16 protein-coding genes are annotated in these 15,565 nt (G+C 70.7%); 8 read left to right on the forward strand and 8 right to left on the reverse strand.

Annotated elements, in window-relative coordinates:
- The first annotated feature begins 141 nt into the window (after positions 1 to 141).
- Positions 142 to 987: an NAD(P)H-binding protein gene (locus tag ACO0M4_RS34095; RefSeq protein ID WP_430374942.1), complete on the forward strand. Its 846-nt coding sequence runs from the start codon at positions 142 to 144 to the stop codon at positions 985 to 987.
- A 189-nt stretch (positions 988 to 1,176) separates the two neighbouring features.
- Here ACO0M4_RS34095 and ACO0M4_RS34100 read toward each other — a convergent pair whose 3' ends face one another.
- The gene (locus ACO0M4_RS34100; RefSeq protein WP_390014256.1) at positions 1,177 to 1,410 is read right to left on the reverse strand and encodes a hypothetical protein; all 234 of its coding nucleotides are present in this window, start codon (positions 1,408 to 1,410) and stop codon (positions 1,177 to 1,179) included.
- A 410-nt stretch (positions 1,411 to 1,820) separates the two neighbouring features.
- Here ACO0M4_RS34100 and ACO0M4_RS34105 point away from each other — a divergent pair, with 410 nt between their 5' ends.
- On the forward strand, positions 1,821 to 2,372 hold the full coding sequence (locus tag ACO0M4_RS34105; RefSeq protein WP_430374944.1) for a hypothetical protein: 552 nt from the start codon (positions 1,821 to 1,823) through the stop codon (positions 2,370 to 2,372).
- Positions 2,373 to 2,606: 234 nt separating this feature from the next.
- Positions 2,607 to 3,194: a hypothetical protein gene (locus ACO0M4_RS34110; protein ID WP_430374945.1), complete on the forward strand. Its 588-nt coding sequence runs from the start codon at positions 2,607 to 2,609 to the stop codon at positions 3,192 to 3,194.
- Positions 3,195 to 3,290: 96 nt separating this feature from the next.
- Here the strand turns inward: ACO0M4_RS34110 and ACO0M4_RS34115 are convergent, their stop codons facing one another.
- Entirely contained in the window at positions 3,291 to 3,749 is a 459-nt protein-coding gene (locus ACO0M4_RS34115; protein ID WP_430374946.1) for an Lrp/AsnC family transcriptional regulator, read from the reverse strand.
- Between the two features lie 128 nt (positions 3,750 to 3,877).
- Between ACO0M4_RS34115 and ACO0M4_RS34120 the strand changes: the two genes are divergently transcribed.
- Both ACO0M4_RS34120 and ACO0M4_RS34125 read left to right on the forward strand, forming a co-directional pair.
- Positions 3,878 to 4,564: an AzlC family ABC transporter permease gene (locus tag ACO0M4_RS34120; protein ID WP_430375357.1), complete on the forward strand. Its 687-nt coding sequence runs from the start codon at positions 3,878 to 3,880 to the stop codon at positions 4,562 to 4,564.
- Positions 4,557 to 4,886, forward strand: a complete 330-nt coding sequence (locus ACO0M4_RS34125; protein ID WP_430374947.1) for a branched-chain amino acid transporter permease — start codon at positions 4,557 to 4,559, stop codon at positions 4,884 to 4,886. Before ACO0M4_RS34120 ends, ACO0M4_RS34125 begins: the two co-directional genes overlap by 8 nt.
- A gap of 75 nt (positions 4,887 to 4,961) precedes the next feature.
- Here the strand turns inward: ACO0M4_RS34125 and ACO0M4_RS34130 are convergent, their stop codons facing one another.
- Positions 4,962 to 5,681 carry a nitroreductase gene (locus ACO0M4_RS34130; RefSeq protein ID WP_430374948.1) on the reverse strand — a complete coding sequence of 240 codons (720 nt, stop codon included), beginning with the start codon at positions 5,679 to 5,681 and terminating at the stop codon, positions 4,962 to 4,964.
- Positions 5,682 to 5,982: 301 nt separating this feature from the next.
- Between ACO0M4_RS34130 and ACO0M4_RS34135 the strand changes: the two genes are divergently transcribed.
- A complete protein-coding gene (locus ACO0M4_RS34135) occupies positions 5,983 to 6,870 on the forward strand; it encodes a DUF2268 domain-containing protein (RefSeq protein ID WP_430374949.1) in 888 nt (295 codons plus the stop codon).
- A 146-nt stretch (positions 6,871 to 7,016) separates the two neighbouring features.
- On the opposite strand, the gene ACO0M4_RS34140 is transcribed toward ACO0M4_RS34135, so the two are convergent.
- From ACO0M4_RS34140 to ACO0M4_RS34155, 4 genes are all read right to left on the reverse strand, one after another.
- A complete protein-coding gene (locus ACO0M4_RS34140) occupies positions 7,017 to 7,895 on the reverse strand; it encodes a GNAT family N-acetyltransferase (protein WP_430374951.1) in 879 nt (292 codons plus the stop codon).
- A 32-nt stretch (positions 7,896 to 7,927) separates the two neighbouring features.
- Complete coding sequence (locus ACO0M4_RS34145) at positions 7,928 to 9,379, reverse strand: amino acid permease (RefSeq protein WP_430375359.1); 1,452 nt, start codon at positions 9,377 to 9,379, stop codon at positions 7,928 to 7,930.
- A 158-nt stretch (positions 9,380 to 9,537) separates the two neighbouring features.
- Positions 9,538 to 10,494 (reverse strand): hypothetical protein, encoded by a 957-nt coding sequence (locus ACO0M4_RS34150; RefSeq protein WP_430374952.1) that lies wholly within the window; start codon positions 10,492 to 10,494, stop codon positions 9,538 to 9,540.
- A 219-nt stretch (positions 10,495 to 10,713) separates the two neighbouring features.
- Complete coding sequence (locus ACO0M4_RS34155; protein ID WP_430374953.1) at positions 10,714 to 12,138, reverse strand: MFS transporter; 1,425 nt, start codon at positions 12,136 to 12,138, stop codon at positions 10,714 to 10,716.
- A gap of 25 nt (positions 12,139 to 12,163) precedes the next feature.
- On the opposite strand from ACO0M4_RS34155, the gene ACO0M4_RS34160 reads away from it, so the two are divergent.
- Positions 12,164 to 12,697: a CGNR zinc finger domain-containing protein gene (locus tag ACO0M4_RS34160; RefSeq protein WP_430374954.1), complete on the forward strand. Its 534-nt coding sequence runs from the start codon at positions 12,164 to 12,166 to the stop codon at positions 12,695 to 12,697.
- 584 nt (positions 12,698 to 13,281) lie between these two features.
- Positions 13,282 to 13,659: a winged helix-turn-helix domain-containing protein gene (locus ACO0M4_RS34165; protein WP_430374955.1), complete on the forward strand. Its 378-nt coding sequence runs from the start codon at positions 13,282 to 13,284 to the stop codon at positions 13,657 to 13,659.
- A gap of 85 nt (positions 13,660 to 13,744) precedes the next feature.
- Here the strand turns inward: ACO0M4_RS34165 and ACO0M4_RS34170 are convergent, their stop codons facing one another.
- Positions 13,745 to 15,478: a hydrogenase maturation protein gene (locus ACO0M4_RS34170; protein WP_430374956.1), complete on the reverse strand. Its 1,734-nt coding sequence runs from the start codon at positions 15,476 to 15,478 to the stop codon at positions 13,745 to 13,747.
- Positions 15,479 to 15,565 lie beyond the last annotated feature (87 nt).

Below are 15,565 nucleotides of genomic sequence, written 5' to 3' on the forward strand. Positions count from 1 at the left end.
CCTTCGGGATAGTCACTTTCCTGTAGGTACCTACTATACGGCCGATGTTAGCGTCCCTCTGTCGCCCGGAGTTCACATCCTCCGAGGCGGTCACGCCCACATGGGCACCACCAACCCTCCACCCTGACAAGGGAGTTGTTCATGATCGTAGTGACGGGGGCGACCGGCAACGTCGGCCGTTCGCTCGTGCGGACGCTCGTGGCCGCCGGCGAGCAGGTGACCGCCACATCCCGGGGAATCTCGGATGCGGACGTGCCGCAGGGCGCCCTATCGCAGCACGCCGACCTCACCGACACCGCGAGCCTGCGGCCCGCCTTCGACGGCGCCGACGCGCTCTTCCTGCACAGCGGCGGCGCCCAGGCACACCTGCTGAGTCCGCGGGACATCCTGGACGTCGCCAAGGCCGCCGGTGTCGTTCGGGTCGTCCTGCTGTCCTCCCAAGGTGTCGCGACCCGGCCCGAGTCGGTCTCCCACGGAGGCACGGCACGCGCCGCCGAGGACGCCCTACGACAGTCGGGGCTCGCGTGGACGATCCTGCGGCCCGCCGCCTTCCATTCCAACGCGTTCGCCTGGGCCGAGTCGGTCCGCAGCCAACGGACCGTCCACGCGCCGTTCGGCGACATCGGGCTGCCCACCGTCGACCCGGGCGACATCGCCGGGGTCGCGGCGGTAGCGCTACGGAGAGACGAACACGCGGGCCGGATCTACGAGTTGACCGGGCCGGCGCTCACCACGCCCCGGCAGCGCGCCCGGGCGCTCGGTGACGCACTGGGCGAACCGGTCCACTTCGTCGAGCAGACCCGGGACGCGGCCCGCGCGCAGATGCTGCACTTCATGCCTGGGCCCGTGGTCGAGACCACGCTGGCCATCCTCGGCGCCCCTTCCCCCGCCGAGCAACGCCTCAGCCCCGACGTGGAACACGTCCTCGGCCGCCCACCCCGCACCTTCGCCGACTGGGCCCGGCACCACTCCCCCGCCTTCCGCTGACCCCTCTGCCACGGCCTCTCCCCGGCCCCGTCGACGCCTCCGCCCCCGGCCCCTCTCTGCCTCTGTTCTCCGCCTGCCCCCGTTCACGACGTCCGTCCCGAACCATCCACCGCTCCAGGGCTGCCCCCTCACCCTGAGGGGAGGGCCGGACTCGGTCGGCGGCCGCCCGGGGCCGCATCTGCCGGCGCCTCATGACTGGTGCCCCTCCCAGGTCATTTCCTTGAGCGCCATCCGGGCGGCCGGAGCATGGCCAGGGATGTCGGCCCAGTAAGGGTGCGTGGCGATCTGCACGGAGAGCCGCTGAAGTCGGCGGCGCAGCACGGTCGTCTGCGCGGGGCTCTTCTCCGCGGCGAGCTGTCGATAGGCGGCGTACCAGGCGGATTGGGCCTGTACGAGGTCGGGAGGAAAGGTGTAGTGCGTCATGAACCAAATTGCATCACATGTTCGAATTACGGTGCAGCACTCACAAGAGTGAACATGGCGTCGTGCGACTGGTGGCCCGAGCCATGCCCGGGCCATCGAAGTCCGCTCGTTGTCATCAGAGGCTGATGGCCCGTACGTTCGCCATCGAAGGTTGGGCGAGCAGGAACCCGGGGGGGGCAGTGCAGGACCTTGCCGATCCGCGCGCGACGGGGGGTTTCGTCTTCGTCAGTGACGCGTCCCCTGGCTGCCTGAAGACAGCGACGGCTGGCACGCGGGTGACGCTGCCCGTGCTCACTCCGCCGTGGATCGTGGTCCACCACGCATGGGAACGCGTGTCTGTCACGAGTTGGCCGGGGCGGCTATTCCGGGTGCGGGTGGTGCCTCCCACGACAGACGAGGAGCGTGCCGCGATGGCACGAGCCGCCGAGGGCCTGGCCTCGCACGCCGGCTACACGCGCGCCCTCGCCATCGACCTGCTGGAGGAGCTTTCCCCCTCGGTGCTCTTCGGCCCCCACGGCGACGCTGTCCGCCGCGTCATCGAGGCCGGAAGCGCCCTGGACGAGGCAGGTGCACGGGCCCTCGCGTCCGCTCGCCACCCGGCAGCCGAGCGGGAGTACGGCAAGGCATGGCACCGGTGGCTCGCCGAACAGCCAGCAGCCGCGCCGTACCGAAACCTCGATCACGCCTGGACCCTGTCGATCCCCGGGGCCGGCCCTTCGAGATCACCGATCGGGCACGGTTTCTCCCTGATCTGGAAGACGGTGAGCGCAAGTGCCCAGGACCGAGGCAGCCCGGGGTCCCTCACCCTCGATGAGGACGGCGATCAAGTCCTGGCAGACCCCTGGGAGACGGCCCTGGGCGCGCTGCTCGATGCCGCCATGGCCCTCGGCGCACCGCACTTGGTGGACCGCGAAGCCGTCACGGTGCTGACCGCAGCCTGGAACACGGTGTTCAACCCCTGACGGTCAGGGGTGGCGGTGGGACCTGTCGATACGGCGGGCGAGCGCCCGAACAGGCAGGGCGGAACATCGCAGTTGGCGGCTCTCCCTGTCGGCGCGCGGTGGTCGAGGCCGGAGCCGGTGCCCGAACGCCGGCCCGCCCCCGCACCGCATCGCGGACGTGCGCACGTCAAGGTCGCGTAGGGATCCGCGAGGCGACCGTCGGGGCACTTGGCGGACGGCGGATATAACGCAGGGGTGAAAGAAAAGCCCGACCTGTCGCCCAGTCCGTCGTTGACCGCCTTCGGCCTGCTCCTCGCCGCGGGCGTGCTCGCCCTGGCCGTCTGGCTGGTGTCGTTGGTCTGGGGCCCGTTCGCCTATCGCGCGGCCCTGACTGGGACGCCGGGCACGCTCACCGCGGCCCACTGCCACGTCACCGGCGGCGGCAAGTACAGCAGGCGCGATTGCACCGGCACGTTCGTCGCCCTCAAGGGCGCATTCACCGACCCCTCGGCACACGCCTACGAGGTCGCGCGCATCGACGACCGCCCCATAAGGCTGCAGCGCCGGTCCGACGGCGGATACACCCAACCCCTTTCGTCGCGCGCCGCGATGATCCTCGGCATCGTCTTCGCGATCGTGAGCGGCGCGGCGGCGCTGTTGCTCTTCCTGTGCCTGATGCCCCTGCGGGTCTCCTTCGGGGAGGGCGCACGGCTCGGCGCGAATCCGCAACCCTGGGGTGCACTGCTGTGGCTACTCAGCAGACTGTCCGCGGGGGCGGCGGCCGCGGCGGCCGCCTGCCTGGTGTTGATGGTGGTGCTTCCGTTGGCCCAACGGTTCCTCTGACGCCGGACGGACGCGACGGACGCGACGGACGCAGCGGGCACGACGGGCAGCCCCACGGACTCGGCCGGCGGCCGAAGTGCGGCGTCGAGCGGCCGTTCAAAGGTCGGTCTTGATCTTCTTCATGGTCAGGTGGGATTCCACCCGGAGGACGCCGCGCAGGCCCGTGAGCTTGCCGGTCAGGAACGCTTCGTAGGCCGCGTGGTCGGCGACCGCGACGCGGAGGAAGTAGTCCGGACGACCGAAGAACCGGCGTAGTTCGATGACTTCCTCATAGGACGCCACGGTGTTCTCGAACTCCTCGACGGTCTCGCGATCGGTGGCGTACACCTCGACGTCGACCAGGACCTCCAGGCCCCGACCGACCGCCGCAGGGTCGATGACGGCCCGGTAGCCGGCGATGACCCCGACCTCCTCCAGGCGCTTGACCCGGCGCAGGCACGGCGGCGGCGTCAGCCCGACGCGCTTGGCCAGCTCGACGTTGGTCAGCCGCCCGTCCTGTCGAAGATGAAACAAAATTTCTCGATCGATGGCATCAATGTCAATTTTATTGCTCACAAGGCGATTCTACGGGCATAATCAGCAACCATATAAGATCCATTTGGTCGTAAAATTTCGGCATGGCAATACCTTCGGCCACCGTCGACGCTCCCGCTCGGTCCGCGCCTCCCGCACCCTCACCCCGGCTGCCGCCCCAGGCCCGGGCCGCCTTCAAGGACTCCACCTCCGTGGGCCTCGGCCTCGTCCCGCTCGGCCTGGCCTTCGGCGTGCTCGTCACCCACTCCGGTCTCGCCTGGTGGTGGGCGAGCCTCTTCACCACCCTCATCTACGCCGGATCGTTCGAGTTCCTGCTCATCGGCCTGGTCACCGCCGTCGCGCCGCTGGCAACGGTCGCCCTGACCGCCTTCCTGGTCAACATCCGGCACGTCTTCTACGCGCTCTCGTTCCCCCTGCACCGCGTTGAGGGCCGGCTCGCCAAGACCTACAGCACCTTCGCGCTCACCGACGAGGCGTACGCCCTGTCCACCGGCGAACAGGCTCGGTCCTGGCCCGGCCGCCGCATTCTGTGGCTCCAGTTGTTCATGCACCTGTACTGGGCCGGCAGCGCCACCGCCGGAGCGCTGCTCGGCTCGCTGATCCCCGACGGCGTCACCGGGCTGGACTTCGCACTGACCGCCCTGTTCACCGTGCTGGCCATCGACGCCATCCGGGACCGTCGCGGTGACCTGCCCACCCCCGTCCTCGCCCTCATCAGCGCCCTGGTCGCCCGTTTCGCCTTCCCCGAGCAGTTGCTCCCGGCCGCCTTCGCCCTGTTCACCGCCGGGCTCCTGGCCCGCCACTTCGTCGCCGGCAGGAGGGCCGCCCGTGCCTGACACCCCCTACCTCATCGCCGCGGTCGCCGTCTCCGCCGCCGTCACCTGGGCCCTGCGCGCCCTCCCGTTCGCCGCCCTCGCCCCGCTGCGCGCGAGCAGGACCGTCCAGTACCTCAGCCGCCGCATGCCCGCCGGCGTCATGGTCATCCTGCTCGTCTACTGCCTGCGCGACCTGCCGGTGACCGAACCGCGGGCGCTCGCTCCCCTGGTGGCCCTGGCCGTCACGATCGGTCTGCACCTGTGGCGCCGCAACGCCCTGCTGAGCATCCTCGGCGGCACGACCGTCCACGTCGTCCTGGCCAGCACGGTCTTCGCCCACTGATCAGGCACGCCGCGAGCCGCTCACCGACGTTCGGGGGCAGCGCTCGGCACGGTCCCGGCCGTGACCGAACGCCCCTTACGGGGCGCCGGAGTTGTCCTGATCGCCCGGGCCCTCCCGCAATCCGTCCCCGTCCGCGCCGAGGAACGTGACCGTCTCGGGGAGTGGGGCCCGGTCGGTTCGGGCGTGCCTGACGGTGGTGTCCTCGTAGCCGATCGACATGCCGCAGAACAGGATGAGCTCCTCCGGCGGGGTGACGATCTCCGCGACGGTCCGGTGGTACGCCGACCACGCCACCTGCGGGCAGCTGTGCAGCCCCTCGGCGCGGAGCAACAGCATGACGGTCTGCAGATACATGCCGAGGTCAGCCCATTGGGTCGGCGCCCACCCGCGGTCGATGTAGCAGAAGAGCGCGGCGGGGGCACCGAAGCACTCCCAGTTCGCCGCGACGGCCCGCTGGCGTGCCGCGGTGTCGTCCCGTGCGATGCCGAGCGCGGCGTACCGCTGCTCGGCTGCGGCGAACCGGCGCTCTCGGTACGGCGACGCCAACTCGGCCGGATACATCTCGTACTCCCGCTCGTCACCGGCGTCGCCCGCGGCCAGTCGCCCGGCGGTGCGCTGCTTGAGTTCGGCGAGCGGTGCGCCGGTCAGTACGTAGTTGTGCCACGGCTGGAGGTTGGCGCCGGACGGTGCACGGGTGGCGGCGGACAGCACCCGTCGCAGCACCTGCCGGGGCACCTCCGCACCGGTGAAGCCACGCACCGCCCGCCGACTGGCGACCGCTTCGTAGACGTCCATGAGCAACTTCCTTTCCTGCGGACGGACTTCAGCCTCCGATGCGCTGATCTTTGGGGGCTCGGTGCGTCCGGTGGTCGATGGTCGGTGATCCCCCTGTAGGACGGTCAGGGGCGGGGGAAGGTAACCGGAGATCGTGTGCGACGGCTCACGAACCGGCCGGCGCGGGGCGGGGCGGCCCGGGCGCAGGACGCATGGCGGCGCAGGATCGGACCGGTGGGTGGGTGGTTAGGTCGGCGGCGGGGGCCGGCTTCGTCGACGTGGCTTGACCCTCCGGTTACCGGAGGCCCTACGGTCCCGAGACATGAAGATCATTGTTCACGACACGGCGTCCGCGATGCTCGACCTCCTCCAGCGCCCGCAGCAGGAGCGGCCCGACGCCCTACGAGAGATGCTCAGCCCGCTCCGCGGCCCGATGGCGGTGATGGGTGACGTGGATCAGGTCCAGATGCACCAACGGGGCAGTGGATTCCGCCTCGATCGCGAGGACCCGCGGTACGTGGCCGCCCTGCACCAGATGCAGGACGCGCGGGTGTGGAACCGGATCGAGGACTCGCTCACGGCCGCCTGGGAGCGGATCGGCGGCGCGGTGCCCGGGATCAGGCACGCCGAGACCCTGCACGTGGTCGTGGTGCTCGGCGATCCCGACGACCACCATCTGACGGTCCGCAGTGGCGGCTATCTCGGGCTGGGCGGGTTCCCCGGCGCGATCCACCTGCTGATGTGGCCCACCGAGACGAGCCTGGCGAAGATCGGCCATGCCGCCGCGCACGAGCTCCACCACAACGTGCGCTACGCGAACGTGGTCTGGAACCCGATGACCGTCACGGTCGGGGAACAGGTCGTCGCGGAGGGGCTGGCCGAGGCGTTCGTCCGGGAGATGGCCGGCGAGCAGGCCATGGGCCCGTGGGCGACGGCACTGACCGGCGCCGAACTGGACCGTGCGTACGAGAAGGTCACCGCCGCGATCGACCTTGCCGGCATGCAGAACCTGCCGCCGTACGTGTACGGCGACGCCACGGCACGGCTCATGGGGCACGAGCCCGTGGGGTTGCCGGACTTCGCCGGGTACGCGGCCGGGCTGCGGATCGTGGACGCCCACCTGGCGGCCTCCGGCCTGACCGCCGCCCAGAGCATCGCCCTGCCCTCGCGGGAGGTCCTCCTCAACGCCGGTGTGCCGACCGGCGCGTGACCGTCCCGGCACGAGCGCACCCACCGCCCGCCGGCGGACACGCGCCAGCGGCGTGGCGCACGACGGCGCTGCCGCGAACCTCCGGGGACTGAGCCCTGGAGAGTCCGCGGCAGCGGTCGGCCGGCGGGGGCGCGGCGGGGGGTCGGTCACCCCAGTTCGAGGCTGGTCACGCCGAAGGTGTGGGACGCGTCGACGGTCGGGACCGGGCCGGTGTACATGCGGACGGTGTGCGAACGGGGCGTCAGGCCACGGCTGGTGGCCAAGGTGTGGGCGGGGGTGTTGGGTTGGGGGATGTCGAGGCTGACCTCGTCGGCGGGGTCGAGGCGGAGGGTGAGGGCGTCGAAGAGGGCTCCGGCGGTCTGCGGGGAGTCGGCGAAGAGCGGGCCGATGCGGTAGCCGGAGTGGGCCGGGCGCAGCACGCCGTATCCGGCGACCTCCCCGTCGCGGAGGTGGACCCGGGCGGTGTGGCCGGGCGCGGTCAGCCAGCGGGCGACGAAGCCGCGTCGGTCGGCGGGGAAGCAACGGCGGTCGTAGGCGGCGATCGCGTCGAGGTGGGCGACGGTGACCGGGTGGGTGTCCGGGGAGGGCGGGGCGCCGGGGGTGGGGCGCCCGGTGTAGCGGAGGGTGTCGTGGGCGGGGGTGAAGCCCGCGCGCCGGTAGGTGTCCTGCTGGGCGGGGACCCCGTCCAGGCCCACGGTCCGGGCCCCGGCGTGCGGGAAGGCGGTGCGCCAGGTGGCGAGGCCGAGGCCCTGGCCGCGGAGGCCGGCGGCGACGAGGTAGTAGCCCAAGAAGGCGTAGTCGGCGGAGTAGTTGACGAGCGAGACGGCCGAGACGGTGCGGTCGCCGAGGCGGCCGAGGTAGAAGCCGTCGGGGTCGGTGGGGTGGAAGTGGGCGATGTCTCCGTCGCCGGGGTTCCAGCCTTCGTCGGCGGTCCAGCCGGCGATCTCGTGCCAGTGGTCCAACGGGGCTGCGGTGACGGTGAGTTGGCCGAAGTCCGCCGGGGTGGTGTGGGTGGTCGGTCGCATCGGGGGTGCGTCCCTTTCTGGTGGGGCTTCGGTCAGATCAGGTCCATCGCCGCGACCTCGTCGGGGCTGCCGTAGCTGACCGGCCCCTGGAAGCGGCGGCGGGCGGTGGCGAACCACCAGACCGTGGCGATCACCAGGACCACCGCCAGTGCGATCGGCGCGTAGTTGAAGGAGTCCGGGGTGACCGGGTAGTGCTGCGGCAGCATGAAGAGGAGGTTGCTGACGGCGATCCACAGGACGGCGATCGCGGCGACCGGCCTGCCGTAGCGGCCCAGGTTCCACGGTCCGGCCTGGAAGTCGGCCAGTCGCAGTCGGAGGAAGATCGGTACGCCGTAGGAGAGGAAGAGGCCCACGACGTTGACGCTGGCGACCGCGGTGAAGGCGGTCTGCGACCACCAGCCGGGGATGACCAGGACGAGTGAGCAGACGGCGGCGAGCCAGACGGCCTTGACGGGGGTGCGGGTGCGGTCGGAGACCGAGTGCCACCAGCGCGAGCCGGGCATCGCGCCGTCGCGGGAGAAGGCGAAGATCTGCCGGGTGTTGCTGGTCATGTTGGCGAGTCCGCAGAAGAGCATGGCGCCGATGACGATCAACAGCAGGAGCTTCGCGGTGTGTACGCCGAGCGCGTCGATGAGGATCGCCACCGGCGGGGCGTCGGCCTTCGCGGCGTGACCGTAGTCACGGATGGCGTACACCAGAGCGAGTATGAGGATCAGTCCGGTGATCGCGGAGCAGCTGATGGCCCGCATGATGCCGCGCGGGGCATTGACGGTCGCCTTCACCGTTTCCTCGGACATGTGGAAACTTCCGTCGAAGCCGGTGAACGTCCAGCTGGCGACGAGCAGACCGAGCATTCCGCCGTAAATGGCGTTGGTGAAGCCGGTGTTGTTGGCGAAGTGGGTGATGAAGGACGGTTCTTGATGATGCGTCGGAATCAGGGCGAGTGTGGCGACGATGACCACCATGCCGATCAGCAGCCACCACACGGAAATACGGTTGAGTACCGCGACCAGTCGCACGGTGTAGGTGTTCGCAAGGGCTTGCACCAGCAAAATGACCGCGGTGATGCCGACGGTCTGCGGCCCGGTGGGCACATACGAAGGCCATTGCATGGCGATGAACGCCTGGATGAAGGTGGCGGCGGCGAAGTTGGTGGCGGCGGTGCCACCGACCTGGCCGACGAAGTTGAGCCAGCCGGTGTACCAGGACCAGGCGCCCTGGTGGCGCTTGGCGAGCTTGCCGGCGGAGAAGTAGAGCGCCCCGCTGGTCGGGTACACGGAGGCGATCTCGCCCATGGCGGCGCCGACGAACAGCACCATGAGGGAGACCGCGATCCAGCCGAATATCAGGATGCGCGGGCCGCCGGCGTTCAGGCCGAAACCGAACGAGGAGAAGATGCCGGAGATGATGTTGATGATGGTGAAGGAGATGGCGAAATTGTCGAAGGGCCGGAATCTCCGGGTGAGTTTCCGCGGATAACCCATGGCATGCAGGGTCGCGTCATCATCGAGGGCGGCGGGGTCCACACCGTGCGGGATTTTCGAGCGGGTTTTGGCGCGGGGTGGGGAGGACGTACGATCGGACACTACCGAAACCTTTCTGTTGGTGGGGTCAACGGTTCGGCGGGAATGCGGTCAGTGCGTCACGGATCGTGCGGAACGGGGAGTCCGCACGCTCTTCGTGCTTTGGTCAATTGCTCTTCCGGATCACCGAAGGCACTCCAGGGCATCCGTGACGCATAAGGGCCCATGGCCGTCAGGACTTCGCGGGCCTCGAATTCGCACTTCGCCATGAACAGCGCATGGGCGAGATAGGCCAGGTCCACGACCGGGGTGAAGCGGTAGCCGGCCACGGTGGGGAACCAGTTGCGGTGGACGCCCGACGCGGCGGTGATCCACTGCGGCTGTTCCCAGGTGCGGTCGGCCAGCAGCGCGTCGGGGTTGTAGTCCTCGACGAGTGCCACCAGGGGCAGCAGCCGGAGCGGTGAGGAGGCCGCGGCGCGCTGGCTCAGGAAGGCGGCGACGTCCCAGCTGGCACTGGTCGAGCCGCCGTAGCGGGTGAAGAAGAAGGACAGGAAGCGGTGGTGGGCCTCGCGGTGCCAGGGGTCGAGCCGGAGGATGTGCGCGAAGAGGTACCAAGGCCCGGTGGGCGACGTCAGCAGTCCCTGGGGAGCGGCGTCCTGGGGGCGGTCGAGCCGTGCCAGGGCGAGCTGGGCGACCCAGGGGGTGGGGTCCTCGGGCGCCAGTTTCGCGGCCCGTTCGCAGGCGGTGCGCGCTATCCGGTCCAGGGCGCCGGCCCGCCGGTCGCCGGCGTCGGCCATACGCAGTGCCCGGAGCATCGCCACCCGCGCCCATAACAGGGCGGCGTCCGGTCCCGGTTCTTCGGCGAGCCACCGTTCCGCCAGGTCGGTACCGGCCGCTTCGGAGGCCAGTACCAGTGATCGGTGGGCCCGTAGCTCGAAATCCTGACGGGTCTCCCGCAGTACTTCATGAGCGCTGAAGTAGCGCCCGGTGCGGACATCCATACACGCTCGTGCCAGCGCCCGGTCATCGGCTGCTGGACTCCATACGTACTGCCCCTCGAATGAGCCGGCCGGCATGTTCCCCTCCCGGTGCACGCAGGTGTCTTGCGGCACCTGCGCATTCGTCCATGCCGAATTCGGCCGGACCGCCGCCGCTGGTCAGTCGGCAGCGGCCCACACCCTACTCATTTCGTCCTCTTTTCGAAAACAGTCGTCTGGAATATCTGGTTCCGCACCTTTTCGCCACACGGAGTTTGAAACGCAAACCACTGCGTCGGCAGCTTATGGCTGGCATATTCACTCCTTCCGGCAGACCAGCCATGCCACCAGTCCGCCGAACGCCGCGACCGCGCCCGCCACGAGGAACACCGCGCCCAGTCCGTCCGCGTACGCCGCCGGTGCGGCGCCCGTTCCCGTCCCCGGTACGGACCGGCGGAAGACGGTGCCCAAGAGGGCGATGCCCAGCGCCAGTCCGAGCTGCCGGGCGCTGTTGGCGGCCGCGCTGGCGACCCCGCTGTGGGCCGGTTCCGCCGCGGCCATCGCGAGCGCCGGCAGGACCGGTGAGACCAGACCGGCACCGACTCCGGTGACGATCAGGCCCGGTATCAACACCGGCCAGGTGGAACCGGGTTGCACCAGGAGCAGCAGGTCGCCGGCGGCCACCAGCAGGGTGCCGCCGCCGACGCTCCAGCGGGCGGGCATCCGGTGCAGTGCGCCGCCGGCCAGCGCGGAGGTGGCGAAGAAGGCGAGCGGCTGGACGGTGATGACCAGGGAGGTGGCGAACGAGCTGAGCCCGGCGCCGTTTTGGAGCCAGAGGGAGAGCACCGGCAGGAAGGCGAACGCGCCGAGGTAGTAGGCGCCGGAGGCCAACAGCAACCCGTTGAAGGCGGGGGTGCGGAACAGTCCGAGCGGCACCATCGGACGGTCCGCGACGCGCTCCACGACGGCGAAGGCGAGCAGCAGTACCACACCGGTGCCCAGGCCCAGCAGGGTCGAGCCATCGCCCCAGCCCGCCTCGCCGCCGCGGATGAAACCGAAGGTGATGCCGGTCGCGGCGAGACTGAAGGTGGCGATCCCCGGCCAGTCGATCCGGGCCGCGCTCCGGACCCGGTCGGCCGGCACCTTGGTGGCCAGCCACAGCGCCACGGCGCAGAACGGCAGCGCGCCGTAGAAGATCCACTGCCAGGACAGCAGTTGGGTGAGCATGCCGCCGGCGACGTTGCCGATACCGGCGGCGGCGCCGGCGACCGCGCCCCAGACGGCGAACGCGCGGGACCGGTCGCGCCCGGTGTAGGCGAGGCCGATCAGTGGGACGAGGGTGGCGAACATCGCCGCGCCCGCGCAGCCCTGCACGGCACGGGCGGCGATCAGCAGGGGGACGTTCCCGGCCAGCGCACAGGCGAGGGTGGCGACCGTGAAAATGGCGAGCCCCAGGACGTAGAGGCGTTTGCGCCCCAGGACGTCGCCGAGGGAACCCATCCCCAGCAACAGCCCGGCCAGGGCGAGGGTGTAGACGTCGGTGATCCATTGCAGGGCCCCGAAGTCGGCGTGCAGATCGCCGGCCATCCGGGGCAGCGCCACCGTCACGATCGTCGCGTAGACCAACAACAGGAAGGTGCCCAGGCAGGCCGCCACGAGGGTCAGCCAACTGCCGTGGTCCGGCGGGGTGTTGTCGGACCGGGAAGAGGGACAAGGTGGCCGGGCGGCTCGGGGTGCGTCCATGACCCCACCCTGTTGTAATGGTCTTATGCAGTTGAACCCTTACGGGGAGGACGCGGTCCGCTATGTGACCGACCTCACCAACTCCCCGCCGAGCAGCGCGAAGGAGTTGGCCGAGCGCTCCGTCGCGGCCGGCATGGTCCTGGACCGGCCGGTGACGGACGAGGATCTGGCCGAGGTGCTGGCGTACGTGGACCGCTGGGCCGAGGTCGTCGACGCCACCACCGACGCCCACCGGGCGGAACTGCTCAACGCGCTGCTCGCGGACGCCGCCAGGCACCCCCGCCTCACCGATCACGCCGACGGCGGCTGGCACATCCACTACCGCGAGGACGGCCAGAGCCTCGCCGGGGTACTGCGGGCGGTGGCCAGCGTCGGCACCGCGCTCCATCTGACCGGGCTGGGCATGCACCGGCTGGGCCGCTGCGCATTGGTTGAATGCGGCAATGCCTTCGGGGACTTCAGTCGCGCGGGCCGACAACGGTACTGCTCCCCCACCTGCGCCAATCGCGATGCGGTACGGCGACACCGCGCCCGGCGGGAGAAGGAGAAGGGTTCATAAGGGAGCCGTAAAGAAATCGGTGTGCAATACACCGCTTCCCGACCGTCGGCGACTCGACGCTTCGGGTCGCCGCCCACCCCGAAGCGGGCAAACATGAAATCGGCTCAAGAGCAACCGTAATTAGCGGAAGCTACTATCCGGAAGCGCGCGATCACATGTAGCGTTCGGTCGGACCGGTGACGTGACGGTTGTTCACGTCACGGCTGAGTCCGGGCACGGGCGCGAACGCCCTCCCTAACAGGGATGGGAGGGTGATTAGCCCGCTGGGCGCACCCGCATCACGAGTGCCGGTGCACCCGCCCGACTCCCCACCGGCCTGCGCAGCGATTGCGGCGTAACCGAACCGCGCGCCGCACGTCGAGCACCGCCATGTCTGTCCGAACACGCCTGCTTTGCAAGAGGAATGGGCCCAGATCATGTTTATGAACGCGTCGACGACCCCCCTTGCGTTGCGACCGGATGCCGATTTCGGACGGCCGGCAAAGGCCGGCCCCGGCGGAGGGCCACCCTTGGCGGTCGACCGGCTCCCCGACGGCAAGTGGCAACTCACCTTGCACGATTTGGAGCCTGTATCGGTTCATCGATTGACCTCCGACAAGCTCCACATCATCCTCGCGCCGCCCTGCACGCAGCCGCCCGCTCCGCTCTCCGGTACGCAGCCGTCCGGAGCGGCCGCCCCGGAGCCGATCCAGATCGACACCGCGGCCCGCACCGTCGCCATCGACGGTCGGCAGATCGACGTCCCCCGGCTGGAGTTCGACCTGCTGGCCCACCTGGTGCTGAACCCGCGGCGGGCGTTCACCCGGCAACAGCTGATGGCCGCGGTCTGGCCAGACTGCCGGTCCAGCGACCGCACGGTGGACGTGCACATCGCCCGGCTCCGGCGGCGGCTGGGACCGGGCCGACGGAAGCTGATCAGCACCGTCTTCGGCATCGGGTACAAGTACCTGCCGACGCCGTGAATCCGGCCGCGTAAGCGCTACGAGAGGAACGGGCCGGCGGCCGCACCTGCGCGGCCACCGGCCCGTTCCGGCCGAGTACGCCCGGTCAGCCGGAGGTGCTGCCCGTGCCGCCCGCGTGCGCCGCACCGGCGTTCAGGTACGCCGGTGTACCGGGCGAGGGCTCCTTGCGGACGAAGGCGCGGCGCAACGCGTGGTACGGGGCGTCCGGATCGAAGAACGTGCGCCGCATCCGGGCGAGTTCGTCCTCCCGGTAGGCGGCGAGCGGTCGCCGCGCCTCGTCGCTCTCCCGGCGGTCCTTCTTCGCGGCGATCCGGGACTGGACGCCCGGTGACGCGGCGAGTCGGCGGGCGAGCCGTCCGGTGTGGTCGCCGAACTCCTGCGCGGTGCCGTCGAGGATCCGGTCGACCAGGCCGAGCCGCTGCCCGCGGGCCGCGGTGACCGGCAGGGCGCGGGCCGTCAGGTGCCCGGCCGTCTCCGGCCCGACCCGGCGCGGCAGGGTGTACGTCCAGTACTCCGAACCGTGGAGGCCCATCAGCCGGTAGTGCGGGTTGAGGACGGTGGCCGAGCGGCACCAGACCTCGTCGGCGGCGAGCGCCAACATCGCGCCGCCGGCCGCCGCGTTACCGCCGAGGGCGGCGATCACCAGCCGGTCGGTGGTGGTGAGCACGGCGTGCACGAGGTCGTCGATGGCGTTGATGTTGGCCCAGGATTCCGCTGCGGGGTCGGCGGCCGCCTCGATGACGTTGAGGTGGATGCCGTTGGAGAAGAAGTCCCGCTGTCCGCCGAGGACCAGGACGGTGGTGGGCCGGGTGCAGGCGTAGCGGTAGGCGGCGAGCAGCCGCCGGCAGTGGTCGGTGCTCATCGCGCCGCCGGGGAAGGCGAAGCGCAGGAATCCGGCCGGTCCGTCCTCGTGGTAGCGGATGTCGGTCCAGGTGCGGGGGCCGGCGCCGCTCTCCAGGGGGGCCGGTACCTCGGGCAGTGGTGGGAGCCGGTCACCCAGGGCCGAGGTGGCGGGCAGTTTGACGGTGGCGGGCTCCCCCGGGGCGCGGGCCGGACGGAGTTCGGGGATCCAGACGGCGCCGTCGACGGTGGCCCGGCAGAGCGCGCCGTGGCGGGTGGCGAGCAGTTCGCCGGGGCGCCCGGTGAGGGTGTCTTCGGGGTGGCCGCCGTGCAGGAACCAGGTGCCGCCGAGGAGTTCGTCCCGTACGCCGGGGCGGGAATCGGCGGCCCGGAGGGTGCGCAGGACGGTCTCGGTCGGGTCGGCGGCCCAGTCGATGCGGCGGTCGGCCTGGCGGAGCGGGGGGCGGGGGCGGCCGAGGAGCCGGGTGGCAGGGAGGGTGTGCTGCGGTTCCGGGCGGTGAGTGCCGGAGGCGAAGCGGGCGACGGCGGTCAGCAACGCCTCGATGGCCGCGTCGGCGATCTCGTTGCGGTACAGGTCGCTCTTGCCGACGGCCGGGACCGGGCACTCGACCGTCGCCCAGATGTCGCCGGCGTCCATCTCGTCGTTGGCCTGGAGGACGGTGGCGCCCCACCGCTCGGCTCCCAGCTGCACGGCCCAGTCCACCGAGGACGGCCCGCGGTCGCCGAGCGGGCCGGGGTGGACGATCAGGCACGGCCAGGCGGACCAGACCTCGCGGGGGACGGCCGTGGTGAGCATCGGCGCGACGATCAGGTCGGGGGCGTGTCGCGGCACCAGCGTGGCAAGTGGGGTCCCGCGGGTGACCAGTTCGACGCCGAGGTGGTGTCCGCGGTCGGCGAGTTCGGCATGGGCGCGCTGGGTCAGACTGTTGAACGCGCCGGCGAGGAGCAGGATGCGCACAGCGGGCTCCCTGGGGTGGGGGAAGCGGTAGACGGTCGTGATCGTTCCCCGTGCGCGGCGGCCGGGCGGCGGACCCGCTGGGGAGGT

This window comes from Streptomyces sp. RGM 3693 (assembly GCF_050471125.1).
Taxonomy (GTDB): domain Bacteria; phylum Actinomycetota; class Actinomycetes; order Streptomycetales; family Streptomycetaceae; genus Streptomyces.

Bases quoted from the DNA above. Each gene is read 5' to 3' on its own strand.
- ACO0M4_RS34095 (WP_430374942.1), top strand. From the start codon at position 142: ATGATCGTAGTGACGGGGGCGACCGGCAACGTCGGCCGTTCGCTCGTG.
- ACO0M4_RS34100 (WP_390014256.1), bottom strand. From the start codon at position 1,410: ATGACGCACTACACCTTTCCTCCCGACCTCGTACAGGCCCAATCCGCC.
- ACO0M4_RS34105 (WP_430374944.1), top strand. From the start codon at position 1,821: ATGGCACGAGCCGCCGAGGGCCTGGCCTCGCACGCCGGCTACACGCGC.
- ACO0M4_RS34130 (WP_430374948.1), bottom strand. From the start codon at position 5,681: ATGGACGTCTACGAAGCGGTCGCCAGTCGGCGGGCGGTGCGTGGCTTC.
- ACO0M4_RS34135 (WP_430374949.1), top strand. From the start codon at position 5,983: ATGAAGATCATTGTTCACGACACGGCGTCCGCGATGCTCGACCTCCTC.
- ACO0M4_RS34140 (WP_430374951.1), bottom strand. From the start codon at position 7,895: ATGCGACCGACCACCCACACCACCCCGGCGGACTTCGGCCAACTCACC.
- ACO0M4_RS34145 (WP_430375359.1), bottom strand. From the start codon at position 9,379: ATGGGTTATCCGCGGAAACTCACCCGGAGATTCCGGCCCTTCGACAAT.
- ACO0M4_RS34150 (WP_430374952.1), bottom strand. From the start codon at position 10,494: ATGCCGGCCGGCTCATTCGAGGGGCAGTACGTATGGAGTCCAGCAGCC.
- ACO0M4_RS34155 (WP_430374953.1), bottom strand. From the start codon at position 12,138: ATGGACGCACCCCGAGCCGCCCGGCCACCTTGTCCCTCTTCCCGGTCC.
- ACO0M4_RS34160 (WP_430374954.1), top strand. From the start codon at position 12,164: ATGCAGTTGAACCCTTACGGGGAGGACGCGGTCCGCTATGTGACCGAC.